We start from the raw sequence: 18,945 nt of genomic DNA on the forward strand, positions 1-18,945 counted from the left end.
TTTTCGCGAATATTTTTTTTCGCATTCAGTTTGTTTTTATTTAATACTGCAAACAAAAAATACATTGAATTGTTTAGTGGCAAAATTTATTTTGAATCAGCAAATTTAACTAATAAAGGTTTTTTAATAAATAACATTAATGCGTTTGGTGCTAGGATTGAAAAAATCACAATTGGATTAAGTAAATTAGAGCTATATAAGCTTAATATTTTGAAATTCGATTTCAATTTTAACGCTTATTATAAAGATGCATTTCATTTTAATGGAGATTTATTAAATAAAAAAATTAGCTTTGAATCCACAGTGCATAATGGAAAAATTACTTTAAATACAAAAGGGATTGAAAAAAGCAAATTAATTGGATTTTATACTAATGGCAATATTATTCTAGAGTTATCAAATGGTATCTTAGCTTATTCAGGCGATAAATTAATCGCAAAATCAGATACAAAGAAATATTTTCTTCAAACAGAAATTGATTTGAAAAACAAAGAAATTAAGAAAGTTGATTTTTATTTCAAAGATAGAAAAATAAAATTATTATTTGACGAGAAATGGGATTTTAAATCTTCAGATGAAAATTTAAATATTGCAATTAATCTTAATAAAGATTTGATAGGATCTGGAAAAATAAACATTAATAAGAAATTTGGAATACTAGACTCTGATTTGAATTTCAACATTGAGGCAAAAAATATGTCTGTGCATGCTTATGGAAATAAAAACCAATCAATAAAAATTCAAGATTTTGACTTGTTAGAAAAAAACATTAAGTGGAATTTATACTTTAATGCTAAAAAACAAGCATTCGAATTAGATTCTGATTCAATTAAATTGCATGCTCAATTTTTGACAAATAACATTAAGTTTAATTTTAAGTTGAATTCAAAAAAGATTGATATATCTGCATTTGGATTTATGGATTATGATAATAATATTACTATTGAAGGAAATGGAGATTATATTTCCTTGCTTGATATGAAGTCTTTATTTAAGAGCAGTGGAAAAAATACATTGAATGGGAAATTTAAATGGAAAAAAGCGCAATGGATTTCTGATCTATATTTGCAAGATATGAAAATTTCTTGCTATAAAAGCGCTGAAGGGTTAGAAAAATGTTCCATTGATGCTAATTTTGAAGAAAATCCTATTGTATTGTGGAAAAACATGCTTCACGACCCTTTGTATTTTAAAGTTTGGAATTTTGCTAGAGCATTTGAGCTTATGTATGGAGATAATATGTTTAAGTCAACTGGGGTATTAGATGGAGAGATTTATGTTGGAGAAAAAGGGATGCCTTGGCATTTTACTTTGCATGATTTTGAAAGCACTCAGCAGTTTAGTGCAATTTATTTGCAAGTAATATCTTTAAAATTTTGGGCTTCATTATTTAAGCAGAATCAAAAAAAATGGGATTATTTAAGTGGAAGTGGGTATATATCAAACGATAAATATGAAATTAATGAAATTAAAATGGAGAACGATTATTTCAAAATTGATGGATCAGGATTTATTCATAGATATGAAGATTTGTTAGATATTAATGGGTTTTTAGGAACAAAATCAATTACGAGCGATCTAAAAGACCTTATGAAATCTAAAGGAAAAAGCAAAGTTGATTTTCATATTCATGGAAGTTTAAAGAATCCAATTATAGATAATAAGATTGGATTTAGAAAATTAGCCGCCCCTATGCTTCCTTTGGCATTCTTCTTGATATAATTTAATAATTTGCATTATTTTCTCTATTTTATTAAATCATAAGATTTCTTTTTTATAAAAGATTTTTTCTTTAAAGAATGCATAACATTAATTGATTTTTTATAATTTAGCTTTGTTTCATTTCTTATGAAATAAACGTATTCTAATAATAAGAATTCTGACTTCATTTTATGTTTAAATTATAAAATTAGTAGTTGATCTGATCAAAGAATGAATTATATAATTATTGCAGGAAAGAAATAGTCAGAAAATAATATTATTGCTTTAAAATTCATAAATAGATAAGAGGAAACATTGATTGAAGAAAGTCTATATCAAGAGCTAAGTTTCATCAATTAAAATTTCATGATTCTTAGATGTTCAAAGAGCGTGAGTTTAACTCTTAATGAATGCCTATGTGAAAAGATTGATGAAGTAAAAATATTATTGATGTTGAATAAAATGATATTAAAGCAACTTCTTAAGCTTAATTTTATTTATATAGATTGCTCTGTCTTAGATAATATATCTACTGTTTGAGTACTGTTGCTTTAATTTGTTATTCATAGCTATCTAAATGCTTCTTAATTTCAAAATATTTCTCTTTGTAAATAAGTCATAGGATAAGAAATAATTTGCATTATAGCAATTAAGTATGCATTTTTAAATAAATAGAGAATAAATTAAACGTCAAAAGCGAATAGGGATCATTTAAGAATTAGTAATGAATATGATAAGTATGGCAAATTAATTTATGCCAAGAAGCTTAATGCAATAAATTAACTCTATTCAAAAAAATTTATTTATAGCCTTGTAGTGCATTTAAATATTTAGAAAAAATGCTTGTATTTGATGACGTGTATTTTTACATTAGCTTATTGCTATAAACTATTTGCTTTAAGCAGTGCTTATTAAAAATCTTTTGAATTTATGAAAAATGAATTACGCTAAAAATTTAACTTATAATAATAGCAATAATTTAAATGCAATACAGTAATTTAGATTGATAAAATTTCATGATTTTGCAGTAAAAGATAGATAAGCATTAATATATTTTATGCATTATGCAATATATTTTGATAATTTGAATTATGTAAATAAATAATAATTTAAACAAAATGTAATAATTAATTAAAAAATTAAATCCTAACTTCAGAAGAAACTAGGAAAGACAATTATACAAGAATATAATTGTTGAGTTTGATTTAAAGGGTTTTAACCTATCAACCAAATTTGAACATGTCTAGACCAAATCTAATTGCTCCGTTGAATCCAAATGCTTCTTTTCTCTTGAATGAAAGTTCAGCTTTGTCTCCACCTTTTGCAAATGTAACATCAGCAATTTTGATATCTTTGTTTGCTCTTAGTTGGCCTGTAACTTCTGCTCCAACAAAAAATGTTTCATTGATTAACCAGTCAGCTCCTAGCTTTAAGTAACCACCGAAAGAATATTGCATCTTTGTTTTTACTTCTGCAAGATCTTTTCCGCCGTATGTGAATTTAGTGTTATGCATCATAGCACCAATTCCACCATTCAAACGCATATTATCCATTGCGTAGTAAGATGCAAATACACCTGTGTAACCAGCAAAGTAATGACTTAGCTTTAAGTGGTTTGTGGCATCTTTTGTACCAGCAATGCTTTGTGTTCCTGCTGATGAAGTTACAGGAGTAGCTGAAGTTCCTCCGTTTCCTGTGCTAGAAGAAGTATTCTCAGATGTTGTTTTGTTTTCATCTGAAATGTCATTCAACCATGCTTCTCTTTTTCCTAGGTCAGCAAAAATTTCCCAACCAATAGCTGCTTGCTTCCACATTTTGTAAGAAACAGAAAGGCCAGCTCTACCAGCAAAGTATCCAAGATTCTTTGTTTGTTCGAACTTTAACTCTTCGTCACGAGAAAGCTCAACTCCAGCAATGCTTTTACCATCAATGCTTGATTTGATTTCATTTGCTTTTGAAGATTGGTATCTAACAACAGGAGCTAACCAAATTGATGCGCACCCTTTCTTTGCATAACAAGCTTCAGAGTGAGCTGAGTTAGCAATTGCTAAAACACTCAAAGATAATAAGATTTTTCCGTACACGAATACGCCTCCCTTAAATAATTTCAACGCTTTAATAGCGAATACAATCATTCTAAGCAAAAAAAACATTAAAAGCAATGTATTCTTTGAGAAATGCGTATAGATTTTCCACTTAAATTGAATGCAATTATCAAGAATTTTAAATAAAATGATTTCATCAATACTTAACTATTATTAATTATGATTTAATTGTATATGCATTACCATGAAGTGTTAAATTTTCTGAATTAGGAAAATTTTAACAGAAAAAAACTTAATTCGTAAATTTTCTATTAATAGTTTTCTTATAAGAAATTGATGTCATATCAAATCTATTTTTTAATTTGCTTTTGATTCATGGTAATTTTTAAAGAAACTTAAAGAAACTTTTTTGAAAAATCTAGAAATAATTTGCTATATACTTGAGAAAAATCATGAAAAACTGTAATTTTTATTTATGCCATGTAAAATTAAGCAAATTTCTATGATGTCTAAAATAGAAGTCGTTGATCCTGATCAAGTGGAGCAAGATTTTGATAACATAATGGATTTGATGCATAAAATGGACAATGTTGGTCAATTGAATGGATCTTTATATCAATATTCCTTGAATGCAATAAGGGAAGATAATCCTGTAAATGTTATAAAAAATGAGAATTTTGATCCAATGATGAATGCGAATGATTTTAAGGAAAATCTATTTGTTGTGGATGGAGTTGTAGATGAAAAATAATTGTTCTAGTTTAAGTTTGAAGCAAATAAGAGATTTATTAAAAGTTGGGCAAATATCTCCATTGACCTTAGTTAGTGAGATGTATGATGAGATAGATAAATTTTCTAATCTTAATAATTTTATTGCTTTAAGCAAAGATATGGCTTTTGAGCAAGCTGAAAAAAGCTGGAAGAGAATAAAAGATGGAAATGCGAGAAAATTAGAGGGAATCCCTATAGGAGTTAAGGATTTGTATGCTGTAAAAAATCTTAAAATGACCGCATGTTCAAAGGCTTTGGAGAATTTTGTTGCTCCATTTGAATCTCAAGTTACAGAAAATTTGTGGAATGAAGGAGCTATTTGTCTTGGAAAATTGAATATGGATGAATTTGCTATGGGATCTTCAAATAGAACTAGTTGTTTTGGAGCGTCTATTAATCCATGGAGCAATGGAGATAAATTAGTTCCTGGTGGATCGTCTGGAGGAAGCGCTTCCGCAGTTGCTTCTGGAACTTGTTTTGCTGCATTGGGAAGTGATACAGGTGGGTCTGTTAGACAGCCAGCTTCATTTTGTGGGATAGTTGGATTTAAGCCATCTTATGGACGATGTTCTAGAAGAGGAATGATTGCATATGCTTCTTCGTTTGATCAAGCTGGAATATTTGCTAGATCTGTCGAAGACGCCGCGATTATGATGGATAGCATGATGAGTCATGATTCTGGAGATTCCATGTCTAGCATGGAAAAAATACCAAATCTAGAAAATGCGAACATATCAGTTAAAGGTAAAGTTATAGGGTATCCAGCAAATTGGATGGATGACTTAGATTCTCATGTAGTTAATAATTGGAAGAAGGCTTTGAAAATTCTTGAAGACCTTGGAGCTATTATTAAGCCTATTGATTTATTAGAATTTGACGCCTATTTGTCAACATATTACTTATTAACTTCTTCAGAAGCTGCTTCTAATTTAGCTAGATACACTGGAGTTTGCTATGGAAATAAAACAGATAAAAAAATAAACCCTGAATATAATAAAACTTTTGCTTTATTTGGAGAAGAAGTAAGAAGAAGAATATTTATGGGTGTTCATAATTTGTCTCAAGAAAACTATGAAAATGGATATAGCTTAGGGCTAAAAACAAGAAAATATATCAAAAATCAATTCATGGATTTATTTAATGATGTGAGTATGATTGTTTATCCTTGCTCTCCTAGAGAAGCATTTGGAGTTGATAGTGTATTCCAAAATCCATCAGATGCTTATCATGAAGATGTATTTACAGTGATTGCAAATCTTATTGGATCTCCTGCTATTTCTGTGCCTATTGGGCTTGGAAAAAACAATCTTCCTCTTGGGATTCATTTGATGACAAAATCATTTGAGGAGGAATTCTTGATTTCTGCTGCTAAGGAAATTGAAAAATACGCTGAATTTAAAGGATGGTTAGATTATGACAAAAAATAATTGGAAATTGGTGATTGGATTAGAGGTGCATGCTCAAATTTCAACTAAATCTAAGTTGTTTTCTAGAGCATCTACTGCCTGTGAATCTCCAAATACTTGTGTGGATTATCTTGATTTGGGACTTCCTGGCGCTCTTCCTGTTTTGAATAAAGAATGTGTTAGGAAGGCCATAATATCTGGACATGCTTTAAATATGACCATTAATCATACTTCTCAATTTGATAGAAAACATTATTTTTACCCAGATTTGCCTTTGGGTTATCAAATTACACAATTCTATCATCCAATTGCTGAAAATGGATCTGTGCCAATTTGGATTGGTCAAGAAATTAAAAATATTGGAATCAATAGAATACACATGGAAACTGATGCTGGAAAAAGCACTCATAAAGATGGAAAAACGTACATTGATTTAAATAGATGTGGAATTCCTCTTATGGAAATTGTTACAGAGCCAGATTTTAGAAGTGAAGAAGAAGTAGCTACATTCTTTAGGATTTTACAGGCAACTTTGCGAAAAATTGGAACTTGTGATGGAAATATGGATAAAGGGCAGATGAGAGCTGATGTAAATGTATCCTTGAGAAGATCTGATGATGATGAATTTGGGACAAGAGTTGAGATAAAAAATATAAATTCTGTGAATTTTATGAAAAAAGCAATTGCATATGAATATGAAAGACAGGCAAAAATACTAGAATCTGGAGAGAAAATTATTCAAGAAACTAGGTTATTTAATGAAAATACATGCACTACATCTCATATGAGAAACAAGGAAGATGCTGCTGATTATCGTTATATGCCTGATCCAGATCTGCCTCTTTTGATCTTGGATGATGAAATGAAGAATGAAAAAATAGAAGATAAGTCAATTCTTCCTTACAATATTTGCAAAGATATCGTTAGCTTGGGGGTTTCATATCAAGATGCTTGGATTGTAGCTGAAAATCCTCAGTTGACGAATTTATTTTATGAGGCTGGGAAGTTATTGAATTCAGAAGACAAGATTACTCTTTTTAAATGGATCATTGGAGATGTAATTTCATATATGAAGAAAAATTCTGAAGCTGTAGTTAATCCTAGTTATTTGAGTAGTTTGATTGCTGAATTGAGCAAGGGAAATATTTCAGGAAAAGCTGCAAAAGAAGTATTGTTAAATATGATTGAGCAAAATAAGAGCCCTGTTGAAATTATTAAAGAAAAAGGGCTTGCTCAAATAAATTCTTCTGAAGAGATTAGAAGTATAGTTAGTGATGTTATGAAAAATCATCAAAAAGAAATTGAATCCTATAAAAATGGAAATGAAAATTTAAAGCAATTCTTTGTTGGTCAAGTAATTAAATCAACAAAAGGAAAAGCTAATCCAAAAATTACTCAAGATGAGGTAATGAATTATCTAAACAATATTAAAATATGAATTTTAATATTTTTTAATGACATCATTTTCTCTTTCTTATAGTTTTCAAATATTGCAAAATCGATAAATAATAAGATTGGTTAAAAAAATAAGATTGGTTAAAAATTTCAATGAAGGTAATTTAATAAGATTTATGGAATTTACGTAATAGATTTGCAAAGCATGTTAAGGGTCAAATTTGTTTAATAATTTAATAAATTTTAAAAGAAATAATTCTATTGCGATTTTATTAATTGATGCGAATATACTTAAATTTTCATAATAACCCATTGTTAATTGAGCCGCCGTTGAATTGCAAAATATTTATTTAGCATTTAAATTATTTTATTGCTTATTAGCTGTTGAATTTATTTTGCATATCTTTTTAATTTCCGATTTGTGTTGATGTTGCTGTGATATACATTTTGTTGCAGATCATATAAAGTTTATTTATGAGTGTTAAAAAGAAGTTTCTAGATTATTTTGCTAGTAAAAATCACTTAATTATTCCATCTTTTTCTTTGATTCCATTAAATGATCCAAGTTTGTTGTTGATAAATTCTGGAATGGCTCCTATGAAAAAGTTTTTTCTTGGACAGGCAAAGCCTCCAAGCTCTAGAATTGCCAATAGTCAGAAATGCATTAGGGCAGGTGGAAAGCATAATGATTTAGATGATGTTGGATATACAAAAAGGCATCATACTTTTTTTGAGATGTTGGGAAATTTTTCTTTTGGAGATTACGCGCATCAAGAAGCGATTGATATGGCATGGGATTTTTTGACAAATAATTTAAATTTACCTTGTGAGAAATTACATATCACTGTTCACCCAAGTGATAAAAAATCTTTAGAAATATGGAAGAAAACTCCTAATGTTATTCATGATAATATTGTTTTTGAAAAAGAAAATGAATGGAGTGCTGGAGAAGAAGGGCCATGTGGAGTTTGCACAGAAATTTTCTACGATCATGGAGGTCATATACCAGGAGATATAACTCAAGGTGATAGATTTGTTGAAATATGGAATATGGTTTTCATGACTGACAATGTTTTTAATGGAGTAAAAACTAAATTAGACAAGCCATGCGTAGATGCTGGAATGGGATTAGAGAGAATGGAAGCTCTTTGCAATGGAACAAATGATAATTATGAAGCTCCATTTTTTGCAAATATGATTAAATTGATTTCTAAAAATGATATCGACAACATTAATAATAGAATTGTAGCAGATCACAGTAGGTCAATTGTATTTATGATAGATGCTGGAGTTTCGCCTGATTCTGAGGGTGTGGGGTATGTGCTTCGTAAAATTATTAGGCGTGCTATAAGAAGATCTATTAATAATAATTCAATTGAAATATGCATAGATTATATTATAAACAATATGTCTAATGATTACCCTTCTTTGTTAAAAAATCGAGAGAAAATAATAAAAGTATTTCATGATGAAAAAATGCAATTTTTGAATGTGTACAATCAAGGCATTTGTAAATTAAATGATTATATCGATCAAGGTGAAATTGATGAAGAAAAAGTTTTTGAATTATATGACACACATGGATTCCCATATGATATATCCTTTGAAATTATGAAAGAAAAGGGAATTTCGTATGATTATGACAAATTTGAAAAAATGACAAAAAAACAAAAAGAATTTTCAAAATTGAAGAAATATCATGTAGAGAGCAAGAATAGAATTACAGAATTTGTAGGGTATGATTGCGAAAAGATAGAAAGTAAAATTTTAGATATTCAGAAAAATGATAAAACATATATTTTGCTTGATAAAACTCCATTTTATGTTGAGTCTGGAGGGCAAAAAAGCGATTCTGGAATTATAGAAACTGACTCTGGTGTTTTTGAAGTTGAAGATATGCAGAAAAATGATCATGAAATATGGCATATTGGTAAAATCATTAAAGGGTCAATTGAATTAGGGCAGACTGTTACAGCAAAAGTGGACAATATAAAGAGAAAAGGGTTAAAGCAACACCATACTGCTACGCATATCTTGATGTCGATTTTGAGAAAGAAGTTTGGAAATTCTGTGCTTCAAAAAGGATCTAGTGTTAAGGAAGATAGTCTAAGATTGGATTTTTCTATGAATGATCTTATTGATCAAGATAGTTTGAAAGAAACTACTATGGAAATTAATAGAGTTATACAAGATAATATCGAAATTTCAACCAATGTTACAGATTATGAATCTGCTGTGAAGCAAGGCGCTTTGATCACTGAGAAAAATTATCCAAATGAAGTTAGGGTTCTAAAAATAGGAGATATTTCTACTGAATTATGTTGTGGAACTCATGTAAGATCAACTGGAGAAATTGGATTGTTTGCTATTAAAAGCCATAAAAGCGTTGCTTCTGGAATAAAAAGAATAGAGGCAATTTGTGGTATGAGTGCTGTAAATTATTATTTATATTCAGAAAAGCAGGGCAAATTATCAAAGTCTGATGATGTAGAAAATAGCGCCAAATCTATTAATAGAAAAGAAATTAAAATTAGCAATCTTAATATATTGATTGAGCAATACAGCAATGCAAATGCAAAATATTTACTTGGTGAAAGTGATAAATATATTAAAATGCATGATTTAGTTATTTTGACTAATGATAAAAATGCTATTTTAGTTAAAGTGGGAGATAAAATTGTTAAAGATGCTGCAGAAATATTGAGAAATATTGGCGGAAAAGGTGGAGGAAATAAAAATCTCGCCCAAGGAAAAATAGAAAAAATCAATTTTAACGACATTATTGATAAATTTATGAGTGAAAGTGAAGGAATGATATGAAAATAGAGATTTATAAGTTTAATTTGTGCAAATTATGCAAAATTATGAAAAAGAGTAGTTTATGATAAAAGTTGTAAATAAAACATATTTTATCAGCGAATTGCCTGAAAATAATAAATATGAAATAGCCTTTATTGGGCGTTCTAATGTAGGAAAATCATCTTTATTAAATGCAATTTTAAATCATAAAATATCTAGAGTTTCAAAAACTCCTGGATGCACAAGATGGCTTGGGTATTATCAATTTAAAGATATTTCTCTAATCGATTTGCCTGGGTATGGATATGCAGAAATGAGCAAAAAACGCATTGGGTTAATTGATACTATGATAGAAAAATATTTGCTATCTGGAAGAGTTAATGAGCTATGGGTTTTGATAGATTCAAGAAGAGGTATCATGGAAATTGACTTAGAGATTATTAATTTTGCTAGAGAAAATAATGTAGAATTGAAAATTATTTCCACAAAGAATGATAAGAAGGATGTAAAAATTATGGAAGCATATTTTTACACTTCTGCAAAAACAAAGCATGGAATTGATAAAATAACTGCTTATATGAATGAAATAAACTCCAATCATTCCAATCATAGATAATATCTGCATAATTTTGCAGAAATTTATGAAAATAGAGATTTGAAATCTATGTTTGATTTTTTTAATAGAATTTTTTAATATAGAATTGATTTAATGAATGAAATTGTGGTAATTTTTCTATTAATAATACAATGCTAAATGAGAGTTTTGCAATGCGACATTGAAAAATAATTAATTAAGTGATAATGTTTTAATAAGAATTTTAATAAAAATAACTGGAGGATATAGTGGCAGTTCCAAAGAAGCGAGTATCGATACAAAAGAGAAGACTTAGACATTCTAATAGTAGAATTAGATTGCCTAATACTGTAGTTTGTTCATGTGGTAAGTACAGATTGACTCATAATGCATGTAAGCACTGTGGTATGTACAGAGGAAGACAAATTATAAAGATCAAAACAGAGGATTGATCTGCTTTGAATAAAACTTTTTCTATAGATTGTATGGGAGGGGATTATGGGCCTCAAGTTGTTCTTGATGCTGCTTTTCATACACTTAAAGAGTTTAAAGATCTGAATTTAATTTTTTTCTTAGACAAAGAAAGTAAAGTAAGTCTAGATAATTTAAGGATTTTTTCAGATAGATTTGAAATCAGAAGGTGCGAGAAATTTCTCAAAGCAGATGATAGTTTGTTGTCTATGTTGAAAAATGCTAAATTTTCCACTATGAAGGCTGCATTGCAATCTGTTTCTGATAAGGAAAGTAGCGCTGTTTTTACAGTTGGTCACACAGGTCCTTATTTTATACTTGCTAAGAAGATTTTAGGGTTTATTAAAGGGGTAAATAGAATTCCTTTGGCAGTCATGATACCTTCTAGCAATGGCTCTAAAGTTTTAACTGACATTGGAGCGAATCTCGAATGCTCTGCTACTGATTTATATAAATTTGGCCTACTTGGCAAAGAATTTATCAAATCAGTTTTGAGTATTGATAATCCAGGAATCAGTTTAATTAATGTTGGTCATGAAGAAAATAAAGGAACTGAAGAATTGCGTAATTCTGCAAGTTTATTTCGTAAAAAAATTGGCAATGATTTCAAAGGATTTATTGATGCAGACAAAATTTTTACCTGTGAAGCTGATGTAATTGTTACTGATGGATTTTCAGGTAATTGTATTTCTAAGGCATGTGAAGGAACATCTAGATTTATTATGAGCAAATTCAATAAGTATTGGATTGTAAGAAAGTTAATATCTTTATTTTCTGATAGTGCAGATAGATATAATGGAGCTGTGTTGCTTGGAATAAATGGATTGTCTATCAAAGCTCATGGATCATCTAAAGAGCCTTCTTTGGTCAATGCATTAAGAACTACATATAGATTTGCTTCAAAAGCAGATTTATTGATGAAAAATCTTAACTCTATTGACTTTGAATCAAATGAATTACAATAAACAACATGAATGATATGATGATTTGCGATGTTGGGATGTATTTACCTAAAAAAATTTTACATAACAATGATTTGCCTGATTCTTTAGATACTAATCATGAATGGATTCACCAAAGAACTGGTATAGAGACTAGACGAATTGCTGCTGAGAATGAAACAACTGGATTTATGGCTTACAATGCAGTGAAAGATATGAAATTTAAGAATTTAAAAATGATTATAGTAGCAACGTCTACTCCTGATGTTGCGTTTCCTTCGTGTGCTTCTTATTTGCATCAAAAATTGAGCGAGTCTCATGGTTTGTGTAGAAATATTATGTGTTTTGATGTTCATGATGCATGTAATGGGTTTGTGCAAACAATGGATATAGCTTTGCAATATTTGAATAGCTTTGAAGAATATTCTGAGGTTTTGATAGTTGGCTCAGAAACTATGACAAAATTAATCGATTGGACAGATAGAGGCACTGCAATATTGTTTGGAGATGGGGCAGGGTCAATGTTGCTGAATAACAGTGGAAAAGTTTTATATAAATCCTCTAAGAGTATTCCAAATTATGATTCATTAAACACTAGTGGAAATAAGATAAATATGAATGGTAGAGAAGTATTTAAAACAGCCGTAAGAAGCTTTTCTGAAGATGTGAATAATGCCATGAATAATGTTGGTGAAATAGATTGGTTTGTGCCTCATCAAGCAAATTTAAGAATAATTGAATCTGTGCTTAAAAACACTAAATTGAATGAGAAATCGCTCATTTATAATGGAAATCTATATGGAAATACATCAGCAGCATCAATTCCTATAGCCTTTCATCAGGAATTTTCCAAAATGAAAAAAGGACATAAGATATTATTTAGTGCATTTGGAGCTGGATTGCGAGGAAGTAGTTTGTGTATTCAAATTTAATCGAATTCCTAATTATTGCATTTTAATCTGATTATTTGATAGGTGTTTATGTGTTCATTGTATTATTCTTAAGTTAACTTATACATTGAAATAATAATTTGCATGAATGCTGAAGAATAATCATGAAAGTCAAATTATTACATGAAAAGAAGAGAGAGTAGTATTTTTAGATAATTTGCAGATTATATTCTTATATATAGATGCGACAATGTTTTTGACATTTAATTAGAAAGTTTTTATATGAAAAACTCTTGACAAAAATAGGGAAAAGAGGCAAATTACTATTGTTACTCTTTGTTGGGGAGGAATGGTCGAGTGGTTAAAGGCAGCAGGCTGTAAACCTGCCGACGGTGTCGTCTACGTAGGTTCGAATCCTACTTCCTCCATACTTATGCGGGCGTGGTTCAATGGCTAGAATGTCAGCCTTCCAAGCTGAAGACGTGGGTTCGACTCCCATCGCCCGCTTTTTTTACTAAGAGTACTTATTTTTTTAGGGGGTTACGAATGGCTAAACAGCAATTTGAAAGAAATAAACCACATCTTAATGTAGGAACTATTGGTCACGTTGACCACGGAAAGACAACTTTAACAGCTGCAATTACTAAAGTTTTGTCAGAAACCGGACAAGCTGAATTTAAAGGTTATAGCAATATTGATGCTGCACCTGAGGAAAAAGCTAGAGGTATTACTATTTGCACAGCTCACGTTGAATATGAATCTGATAAGAGACATTATGCTCACGTTGACTGTCCTGGTCACGCTGATTATGTGAAAAATATGATCACAGGTGCGGCGCAAATGGATGGAGGAATCTTGCTTGTTTCAGCTACTGATGGTCCCATGCCTCAAACTAAAGAACATATTCTTTTAGCTAAACAGGTTAATGTTCCTTACTTGGTTGTTTATGTTAATAAAGTTGATCAAGTTGATGACGAAGATATGATTGAAATGGTTGAAGAAGAAATCAGAGAATTGCTAGCTGCTCATGGATTTGACTCTGAGGAAAATCCTGCTCCAATAATTCGTGGTTCTGCTCTTTGCGCCCTTGAAGGACGAGAAGATGAAATAGGAAAGCAATCTATTTTGAAGCTTATTGAAGCTTTGGATACATACATTCCTGAGCCAACAAGAGAAGTTGATAAAGATTTCTTGATGGCTGTTGAAGATGTTTTCTCAATTGAAGGTAGAGGAACAGTTGCTACTGGGCGTATCGAAACTGGTAAAATTACAGTTGGAAGCGAAGTAGAAATTGTTGGTTTAAGAGATACTCAAAAAACAACAGTTACTGGGATAGAAATGTTTAGAAAAGAAATGAAGGAAGGTCTAGCTGGAGATAATGCTGGTATCTTGCTTCGTGGTATTAAAAGAGATGACATTGAAAGAGGTCAGGTTATTGCAAAACCTGGTACAATTACTCCTCATAAGAAGTTTAAATGTACTGTTTATGTATTGAAAGCTGAAGAAGGCGGACGAAAGACCCCTTTCCACAGTAAGTACAGACCTCAGTTTTACTTCAAAACTACAGATGTTACTGGTGAAATCACACTTCCTGAGGGAACAGAAATGGTTATGCCTGGTGATAATGTTCATGGATTAACTGTAGAATTAAACTCCAGCATTGCCATGGATAAAGAGTTCAGCTTTGCTATCAGAGAAGGTGGTAGAACTATCGGAGCTGGTGTAGTTACAGAAATCATTGACTGATTTTTGTATATTTTTTTAAATAATTCAAGAATATTGAATTGTTTATTTATCATTTTGCAAATTTAAGATATTTATTTAGAATTTGATATTCAAAGTATTATTTTATAAAATTGCAAGTTTTTTACCAAATGCAAAACAAAATTTAGCAAAAATAATTTTTTATAATTTAATAATAGTTAAATATTTTTTAAAAATAGTAAATAGTAAATTGAGTGTAATATTAGAGTTTGAAAAATCTATACTTTAGTAATTCTCAAAATAATTTTGTTTTCTCTTGAAATATAAATATAATAGATTTTGCAATAATTCCATAATCAAGCTTTCTTTAATTAAGAAGATTTGCAATAAGAATTATTGATCTATTTCTTAAATCTTTCAATAAATTTCTCTTTCAAAATATTGTTTATTTGATAAAAAGTAAATTTAAAATAAAATATAAGATAAATAAAATATAAGATAAAATTTGATAGGTAGAGAATGTGATAAAACTTAGCAACTTAGTGTTTATAAAATAAATTAGTGTTAAATTGCTAAAGAAAATTGTAATTTGGAGAATTTAACATTGCTTTGCATATATAAAGTCAATTGATATCAAGTTTTAAAGAAAATATACAAACAAAGAATAGTTATAATGCTTTTATTTTTTAAATGTTATTTGATTGCTTTATAATTTGCATTGTTATTGTTATAATGCTATAAATCCGTTAATGAAATATAGAAAAATACTGCAATTTATTTCCATAATATGCGTTTCAGATATCAAATCTGACAAAGAATTATTCAATAAATCTATGAGCGAAATAAATGCTTATAATTCAAGTGATTTAAAAAGGCTTGAGACTGAAAAAGGCTACAAAGAATGCCTATTAAAAAGAAGTCAAGAAGAAGCATTAAAGATGTATTGCGCTTATCAAATTAGAAAAAAGAAAGCAGAAATAATAAAACTTCCAAAAAGTTACGATGAATTCAAAGAAAATGAAGCAAATAATTTTTTATATATGCTTTGTATGGGAGAAAAAGATGTTTTGAAGGAATTGAAATCAATCAAGTTGACTAACTGGAACCTAAAATATATTCCAAGCAATATGTTTGATGGCTTAGAAAGTCTAAAATATCTTAATATCAGTTTGAATCAATTAACTGAATTGCCAAAAGAAATAGGAAAACTGAAGAGCTTGACTGTTCTTGATATAGAGAATAATAATCTAACTAAATTACCAGAAGAGGTTCTTAGCTTATCATTGGATGCATTTTGTTATTCAGGAAATGATCGTAATTTAATATCTAATTCTGAGAAAATACTAAAAGAAGTGTCAATGCCTAGCTTTGAGAGATTGCCAAAAGAAATAGATCCAAGATATGAATATTTATTTATTGAGCAGAAAAATGACATTGCGACTTCTTTGGAAAAAAGGAGTTTGTATAATCCAAATGTGACAATATTGAGCATTGTGGGAGATGAAGGAATTGATCGCATTAATGCATGTGATTTGATGCTGAATTTTCCTAAATTAGAAAAATTGAAGCTATTCGATGTAGAATCAATTGATTTGCCAATTTGGATCAGAGATCTGAAAAGTTTAACAAAGCTTAGTATAGGGCGTAATGATCTTTTTGCAAAAAAGTATAATTTAGCAATATTACAGAATTGGATAGGAGAATTGAGGAATTTAACAAAGCTTTGTATAGTGGGTAATGATTTAACTGAACTGCCAAATGGAGTCGCAGAATTGAGAAATTTAATAAAGCTTGATATATCAAGAAATAAATTAACTGCATTGCCAGAAGCGATAAGAGGATTGAAGAATTTAATGACGCTTCGTGTAAAACAAAATAAACTAAATAAATTACCGTATTGGATCGGGGAATTGAGAAATTTGGAAGAGCTCAATGTATTGATCAATGAATTAACTGAATTACCAGATGATACTAAGAAATTAAGAAATTTAACAAACCTGAATGCATCGTATAATGATTTGGCTAAATTACCAAGCTGTATTGGGGAGCTGAAGAACTTAATAAAACTTTGTGTTTCAGGAAATCAAATAGCAGCGTTGCCAGAAGGAGTTGCAGAACTGAAGAATTTAACAGAACTTAATATAGGCAACCAATTAATAGAATTGCCGAATTGGATAAGTAAATTAAATCAGCTAAAACTTCTTGATTTAGCAAACAATAAATTAACTGCATTGCCAAGGGAAATTGGTGATTTGGAAAATTTAACATCTCTTTATATAGGTGGCAATCAACTAACAGTTTTACCAAGGGAAATTGGGAAGCTAAAAAGCTTAACAGATCTTAATGTGCGTGATAGCCAATTAACTGAGTTGCCAAGGGAAATAGGCAGACTAACAAACTTGACAACACTTGATGTAACAGATAATAAATTGACAAGATTGCCAAAAGAAATTTGTAGTTTAACATTTGGAATTTTTTTCGAGTCAAGAGATGATTATGATTATGGCAGCAGAACTGACGGGTTCCATTATTCAGGCAATGGAAGTAGTTATATTTTGAGGGATAATTCTGATCCAGAAGTGTGTAAATGGCTTGGGGAGAGGTATGATTCCTATAGTTGGTAATGCTCATTCCGCTAATTTCAACAATTTTATTCTCTATTTTGAATTTTTAAAACTCCCTCTGTTAATTTTATCTGATGCGCGTCAATGGTAGCGTTTAGCGCTAGTTTTTTCTTTTGATTTATATAATTTGTGAAGAATATTTTAATGATAATATTGATTTTTTTCAGTTTTTATGAGTCAATTACTTTATGCCGTTGTAGCTCAGGGGTAGAGCGTTCCCTTGGTAAGGGAGAGGCCGAGAGTTCAAATCTCTCCAATGGCAGTTATTTTTGTTAAAAGATTTTCTTTTTTATTAATTTTATTCAATTTACCGTGAAATTTGCTTTTCATTTCTCCATTATCTTAAAAGTGATGATATAAAAAATAGTTATGTTTTTAGCGTTAAAATAAATTAGCAACAAGAAACTAATTGCTTTACCTTTTTGAAATTTAATGTGGCTCTTTGCTATATTTTACCTTTTTTGAAATTGAGCGAAATTTTTTCTATTTAATTGGGTGGTTCTTTTTCTAATATGGTAAAGCGCAATGTGAATTAAGTGTTAACAGATAGCCTTTTCTAATAATCTTTTGATTTCTTTGCAATATTCTTGAGTTTAAGTTTTGTATTAAACTGGTTAATGTTATCAGTATTAAATTCTTTCCATATCTGACTATTTATAATGCATATGCTAAGTAAAATAGTCGTGGGATTTTACATGCCTCAATTTATTTTGTTATTATAATTTTATTTATTAATGTTGAAATTGATTACGTTGTTCGGATTGTATTGTTAGGTAATTTATTTAGATATTTAATTTTACGTTGTTCGGATTGTATTGTTAGATAGTTTATTTAGATAATTATGGTTGTTTGTTTTTTGATAGTCATTATATGCATTTGCACATCATTGAAAATCCATCTATAAAGAATTGAGCGGATAATGCTAGTAATATTGTTCCAAAGAATATGCTCATCATTCTCATATAAGTTGGTGAAATTTTGCTAAATAATCTACACCCTATGTTTAATACCACATAAACTGAAATAATTGCCGCTACTACTCCCAATGAGGATGGAATTAATCCATTTGCACCTTCTTGCTTGATTATGGTTAGTATTGCTGTGAATACGCCAGGACCAGCTAATGTTGGAACTCCTATTGGAAAGAAATGAAGATCGCCTTTATGCTCTCCATCATTATCAATTGTGTGTCCTACAACCATATTATATGCTGCAGGACCTACAAGTATTGCTCCTGTGAATTTCATAGCTGCCATGGTGACTTTAAGCCCATCAAGCATTAATTGTCCAACTATGGAAAACATAATAACAGCAGCAGTTGCAACGAAGATAGATTTCTTAACCGTGTTAAGTCTTTGCTTAAGATTCATGTGCGGAGTGAAAGATATTATAATAAAAATATTAACAAATGCATTAAATATAAAAAATATCGATGCATAAGAATTCAGAAAGATTTGTAAGCTACTTATCATGGGCCAATGCTATCATGTTTTTGGTAAAGGGGCAATTTAAGCAAAATCAAGACATTTAATAATACGCTAGTTTAATTTTAGAATACGCTAGTTTAATTTTAGATTTTTTACAATAAATTAATTTCAAGCAATTGACTGCATTGATTGCAATT

Annotated in this window: 13 protein-coding genes and 3 tRNA genes; 14 read left to right on the forward strand and 2 right to left on the reverse strand. The window is 29.7% G+C overall.

Features of this window, described 5'->3' with window-relative positions:
- Positions 1-30: 30 nt before the first annotated feature.
- Positions 31-1,722, forward strand: coding sequence for a hypothetical protein (locus FZC35_RS00720; RefSeq protein ID WP_148980756.1), 1,692 nt, complete (start codon positions 31-33; stop codon positions 1,720-1,722).
- A gap of 1,202 nt (positions 1,723-2,924) precedes the next feature.
- Here the strand turns inward: FZC35_RS00720 and FZC35_RS00725 are convergent.
- Positions 2,925-3,854, reverse strand: a complete 930-nt coding sequence (locus FZC35_RS00725) for a hypothetical protein (protein WP_216362654.1) — start codon at positions 3,852-3,854, stop codon at positions 2,925-2,927.
- Positions 3,855-4,221: 367 nt separating this feature from the next.
- On the opposite strand from FZC35_RS00725, the gene FZC35_RS00730 reads away from it, so the two are divergent.
- The 13 genes from FZC35_RS00730 to FZC35_RS00790 all read left to right on the forward strand — a co-directional run bounded on the left by FZC35_RS00730 (position 4,222) and on the right by FZC35_RS00790 (position 17,583).
- Complete coding sequence (locus FZC35_RS00730; protein ID WP_148980758.1) at positions 4,222-4,497, forward strand: hypothetical protein; 276 nt, start codon at positions 4,222-4,224, stop codon at positions 4,495-4,497.
- A complete protein-coding gene (gene gatA, locus FZC35_RS00735; protein ID WP_148980759.1) occupies positions 4,487-5,944 on the forward strand; it encodes an Asp-tRNA(Asn)/Glu-tRNA(Gln) amidotransferase subunit GatA in 1,458 nt (485 codons plus the stop codon). Before FZC35_RS00730 ends, gatA begins: the two co-directional genes overlap by 11 nt.
- Positions 5,931-7,361, forward strand: a complete 1,431-nt coding sequence (gene gatB, locus FZC35_RS00740; RefSeq protein WP_148980760.1) for an Asp-tRNA(Asn)/Glu-tRNA(Gln) amidotransferase subunit GatB — start codon at positions 5,931-5,933, stop codon at positions 7,359-7,361. Before gatA ends, gatB begins: the two co-directional genes overlap by 14 nt.
- A 431-nt stretch (positions 7,362-7,792) precedes the next feature.
- Positions 7,793-10,138: an alanine--tRNA ligase gene (gene alaS / locus FZC35_RS00745; RefSeq protein ID WP_148980761.1), complete on the forward strand. Its 2,346-nt coding sequence runs from the start codon at positions 7,793-7,795 to the stop codon at positions 10,136-10,138.
- Positions 10,139-10,199: 61 nt separating this feature from the next.
- Entirely contained in the window at positions 10,200-10,733 is a 534-nt protein-coding gene (gene yihA / locus FZC35_RS00750) for a ribosome biogenesis GTP-binding protein YihA/YsxC (protein WP_148980762.1), read from the forward strand.
- A 227-nt stretch (positions 10,734-10,960) separates the two neighbouring features.
- Complete coding sequence (gene rpmF / locus FZC35_RS00755) at positions 10,961-11,143, forward strand: 50S ribosomal protein L32 (RefSeq protein WP_148980763.1); 183 nt, start codon at positions 10,961-10,963, stop codon at positions 11,141-11,143.
- A gap of 6 nt (positions 11,144-11,149) precedes the next feature.
- Positions 11,150-12,127 (forward strand): phosphate acyltransferase, encoded by a 978-nt coding sequence (locus tag FZC35_RS00760; protein ID WP_148980764.1) that lies wholly within the window; start codon positions 11,150-11,152, stop codon positions 12,125-12,127.
- A gap of 5 nt (positions 12,128-12,132) precedes the next feature.
- The gene (locus FZC35_RS00765) at positions 12,133-13,035 is read left to right on the forward strand and encodes a beta-ketoacyl-ACP synthase 3 (protein WP_148980765.1); all 903 of its coding nucleotides are present in this window, start codon (positions 12,133-12,135) and stop codon (positions 13,033-13,035) included.
- Between the two features lie 301 nt (positions 13,036-13,336).
- Positions 13,337-13,421 (forward strand) — tRNA-Tyr (locus FZC35_RS00770).
- 7 nt (positions 13,422-13,428) lie between these two features.
- Positions 13,429-13,500 (forward strand) — tRNA-Gly (locus tag FZC35_RS00775).
- A gap of 39 nt (positions 13,501-13,539) precedes the next feature.
- Positions 13,540-14,739 carry an elongation factor Tu gene (tuf, locus tag FZC35_RS00780; RefSeq protein ID WP_148980766.1) on the forward strand — a complete coding sequence of 400 codons (1,200 nt, stop codon included), beginning with the start codon at positions 13,540-13,542 and terminating at the stop codon, positions 14,737-14,739.
- A 707-nt stretch (positions 14,740-15,446) separates the two neighbouring features.
- A complete protein-coding gene (locus FZC35_RS00785; protein ID WP_148980767.1) occupies positions 15,447-17,321 on the forward strand; it encodes a leucine-rich repeat domain-containing protein in 1,875 nt (624 codons plus the stop codon).
- 190 nt (positions 17,322-17,511) lie between these two features.
- Positions 17,512-17,583: transfer RNA gene (locus FZC35_RS00790), tRNA-Thr, on the forward strand.
- A gap of 604 nt (positions 17,584-18,187) precedes the next feature.
- Here FZC35_RS00790 and FZC35_RS00795 read toward each other — a convergent pair.
- A complete protein-coding gene (locus FZC35_RS00795) occupies positions 18,188-18,793 on the reverse strand; it encodes a MarC family protein (RefSeq protein WP_148980768.1) in 606 nt (201 codons plus the stop codon).
- Positions 18,794-18,945: the final 152 nt, after the last annotated feature.

The sequence above is a fragment of the Candidatus Cytomitobacter indipagum genome (assembly GCF_008189285.1).
In the GTDB taxonomy this organism is placed as follows: Bacteria; Pseudomonadota; Alphaproteobacteria; order CAJXXZ01; family 1604HC; genus Cytomitobacter; species Cytomitobacter indipagum.

Excerpts from the sequence above, each read along its gene's own strand:
- FZC35_RS00725 (WP_216362654.1), bottom strand. The coding sequence starts at position 3,854 with ATGTTTTTTTTGCTTAGAATGATTGTATTCGCTATTAAAGCGTTGAAA.
- FZC35_RS00730 (WP_148980758.1), top strand. The coding sequence starts at position 4,222 with ATGCCATGTAAAATTAAGCAAATTTCTATGATGTCTAAAATAGAAGTC.
- gatA (WP_148980759.1), top strand. The coding sequence starts at position 4,487 with ATGAAAAATAATTGTTCTAGTTTAAGTTTGAAGCAAATAAGAGATTTA.
- gatB (WP_148980760.1), top strand. The coding sequence starts at position 5,931 with ATGACAAAAAATAATTGGAAATTGGTGATTGGATTAGAGGTGCATGCT.
- alaS (WP_148980761.1), top strand. The coding sequence starts at position 7,793 with ATGAGTGTTAAAAAGAAGTTTCTAGATTATTTTGCTAGTAAAAATCAC.
- yihA (WP_148980762.1), top strand. The coding sequence starts at position 10,200 with ATGATAAAAGTTGTAAATAAAACATATTTTATCAGCGAATTGCCTGAA.
- FZC35_RS00765 (WP_148980765.1), top strand. The coding sequence starts at position 12,133 with ATGAATGATATGATGATTTGCGATGTTGGGATGTATTTACCTAAAAAA.
- tuf (WP_148980766.1), top strand. The coding sequence starts at position 13,540 with ATGGCTAAACAGCAATTTGAAAGAAATAAACCACATCTTAATGTAGGA.
- FZC35_RS00785 (WP_148980767.1), top strand. The coding sequence starts at position 15,447 with ATGAAATATAGAAAAATACTGCAATTTATTTCCATAATATGCGTTTCA.
- FZC35_RS00795 (WP_148980768.1), bottom strand. The coding sequence starts at position 18,793 with ATGATAAGTAGCTTACAAATCTTTCTGAATTCTTATGCATCGATATTT.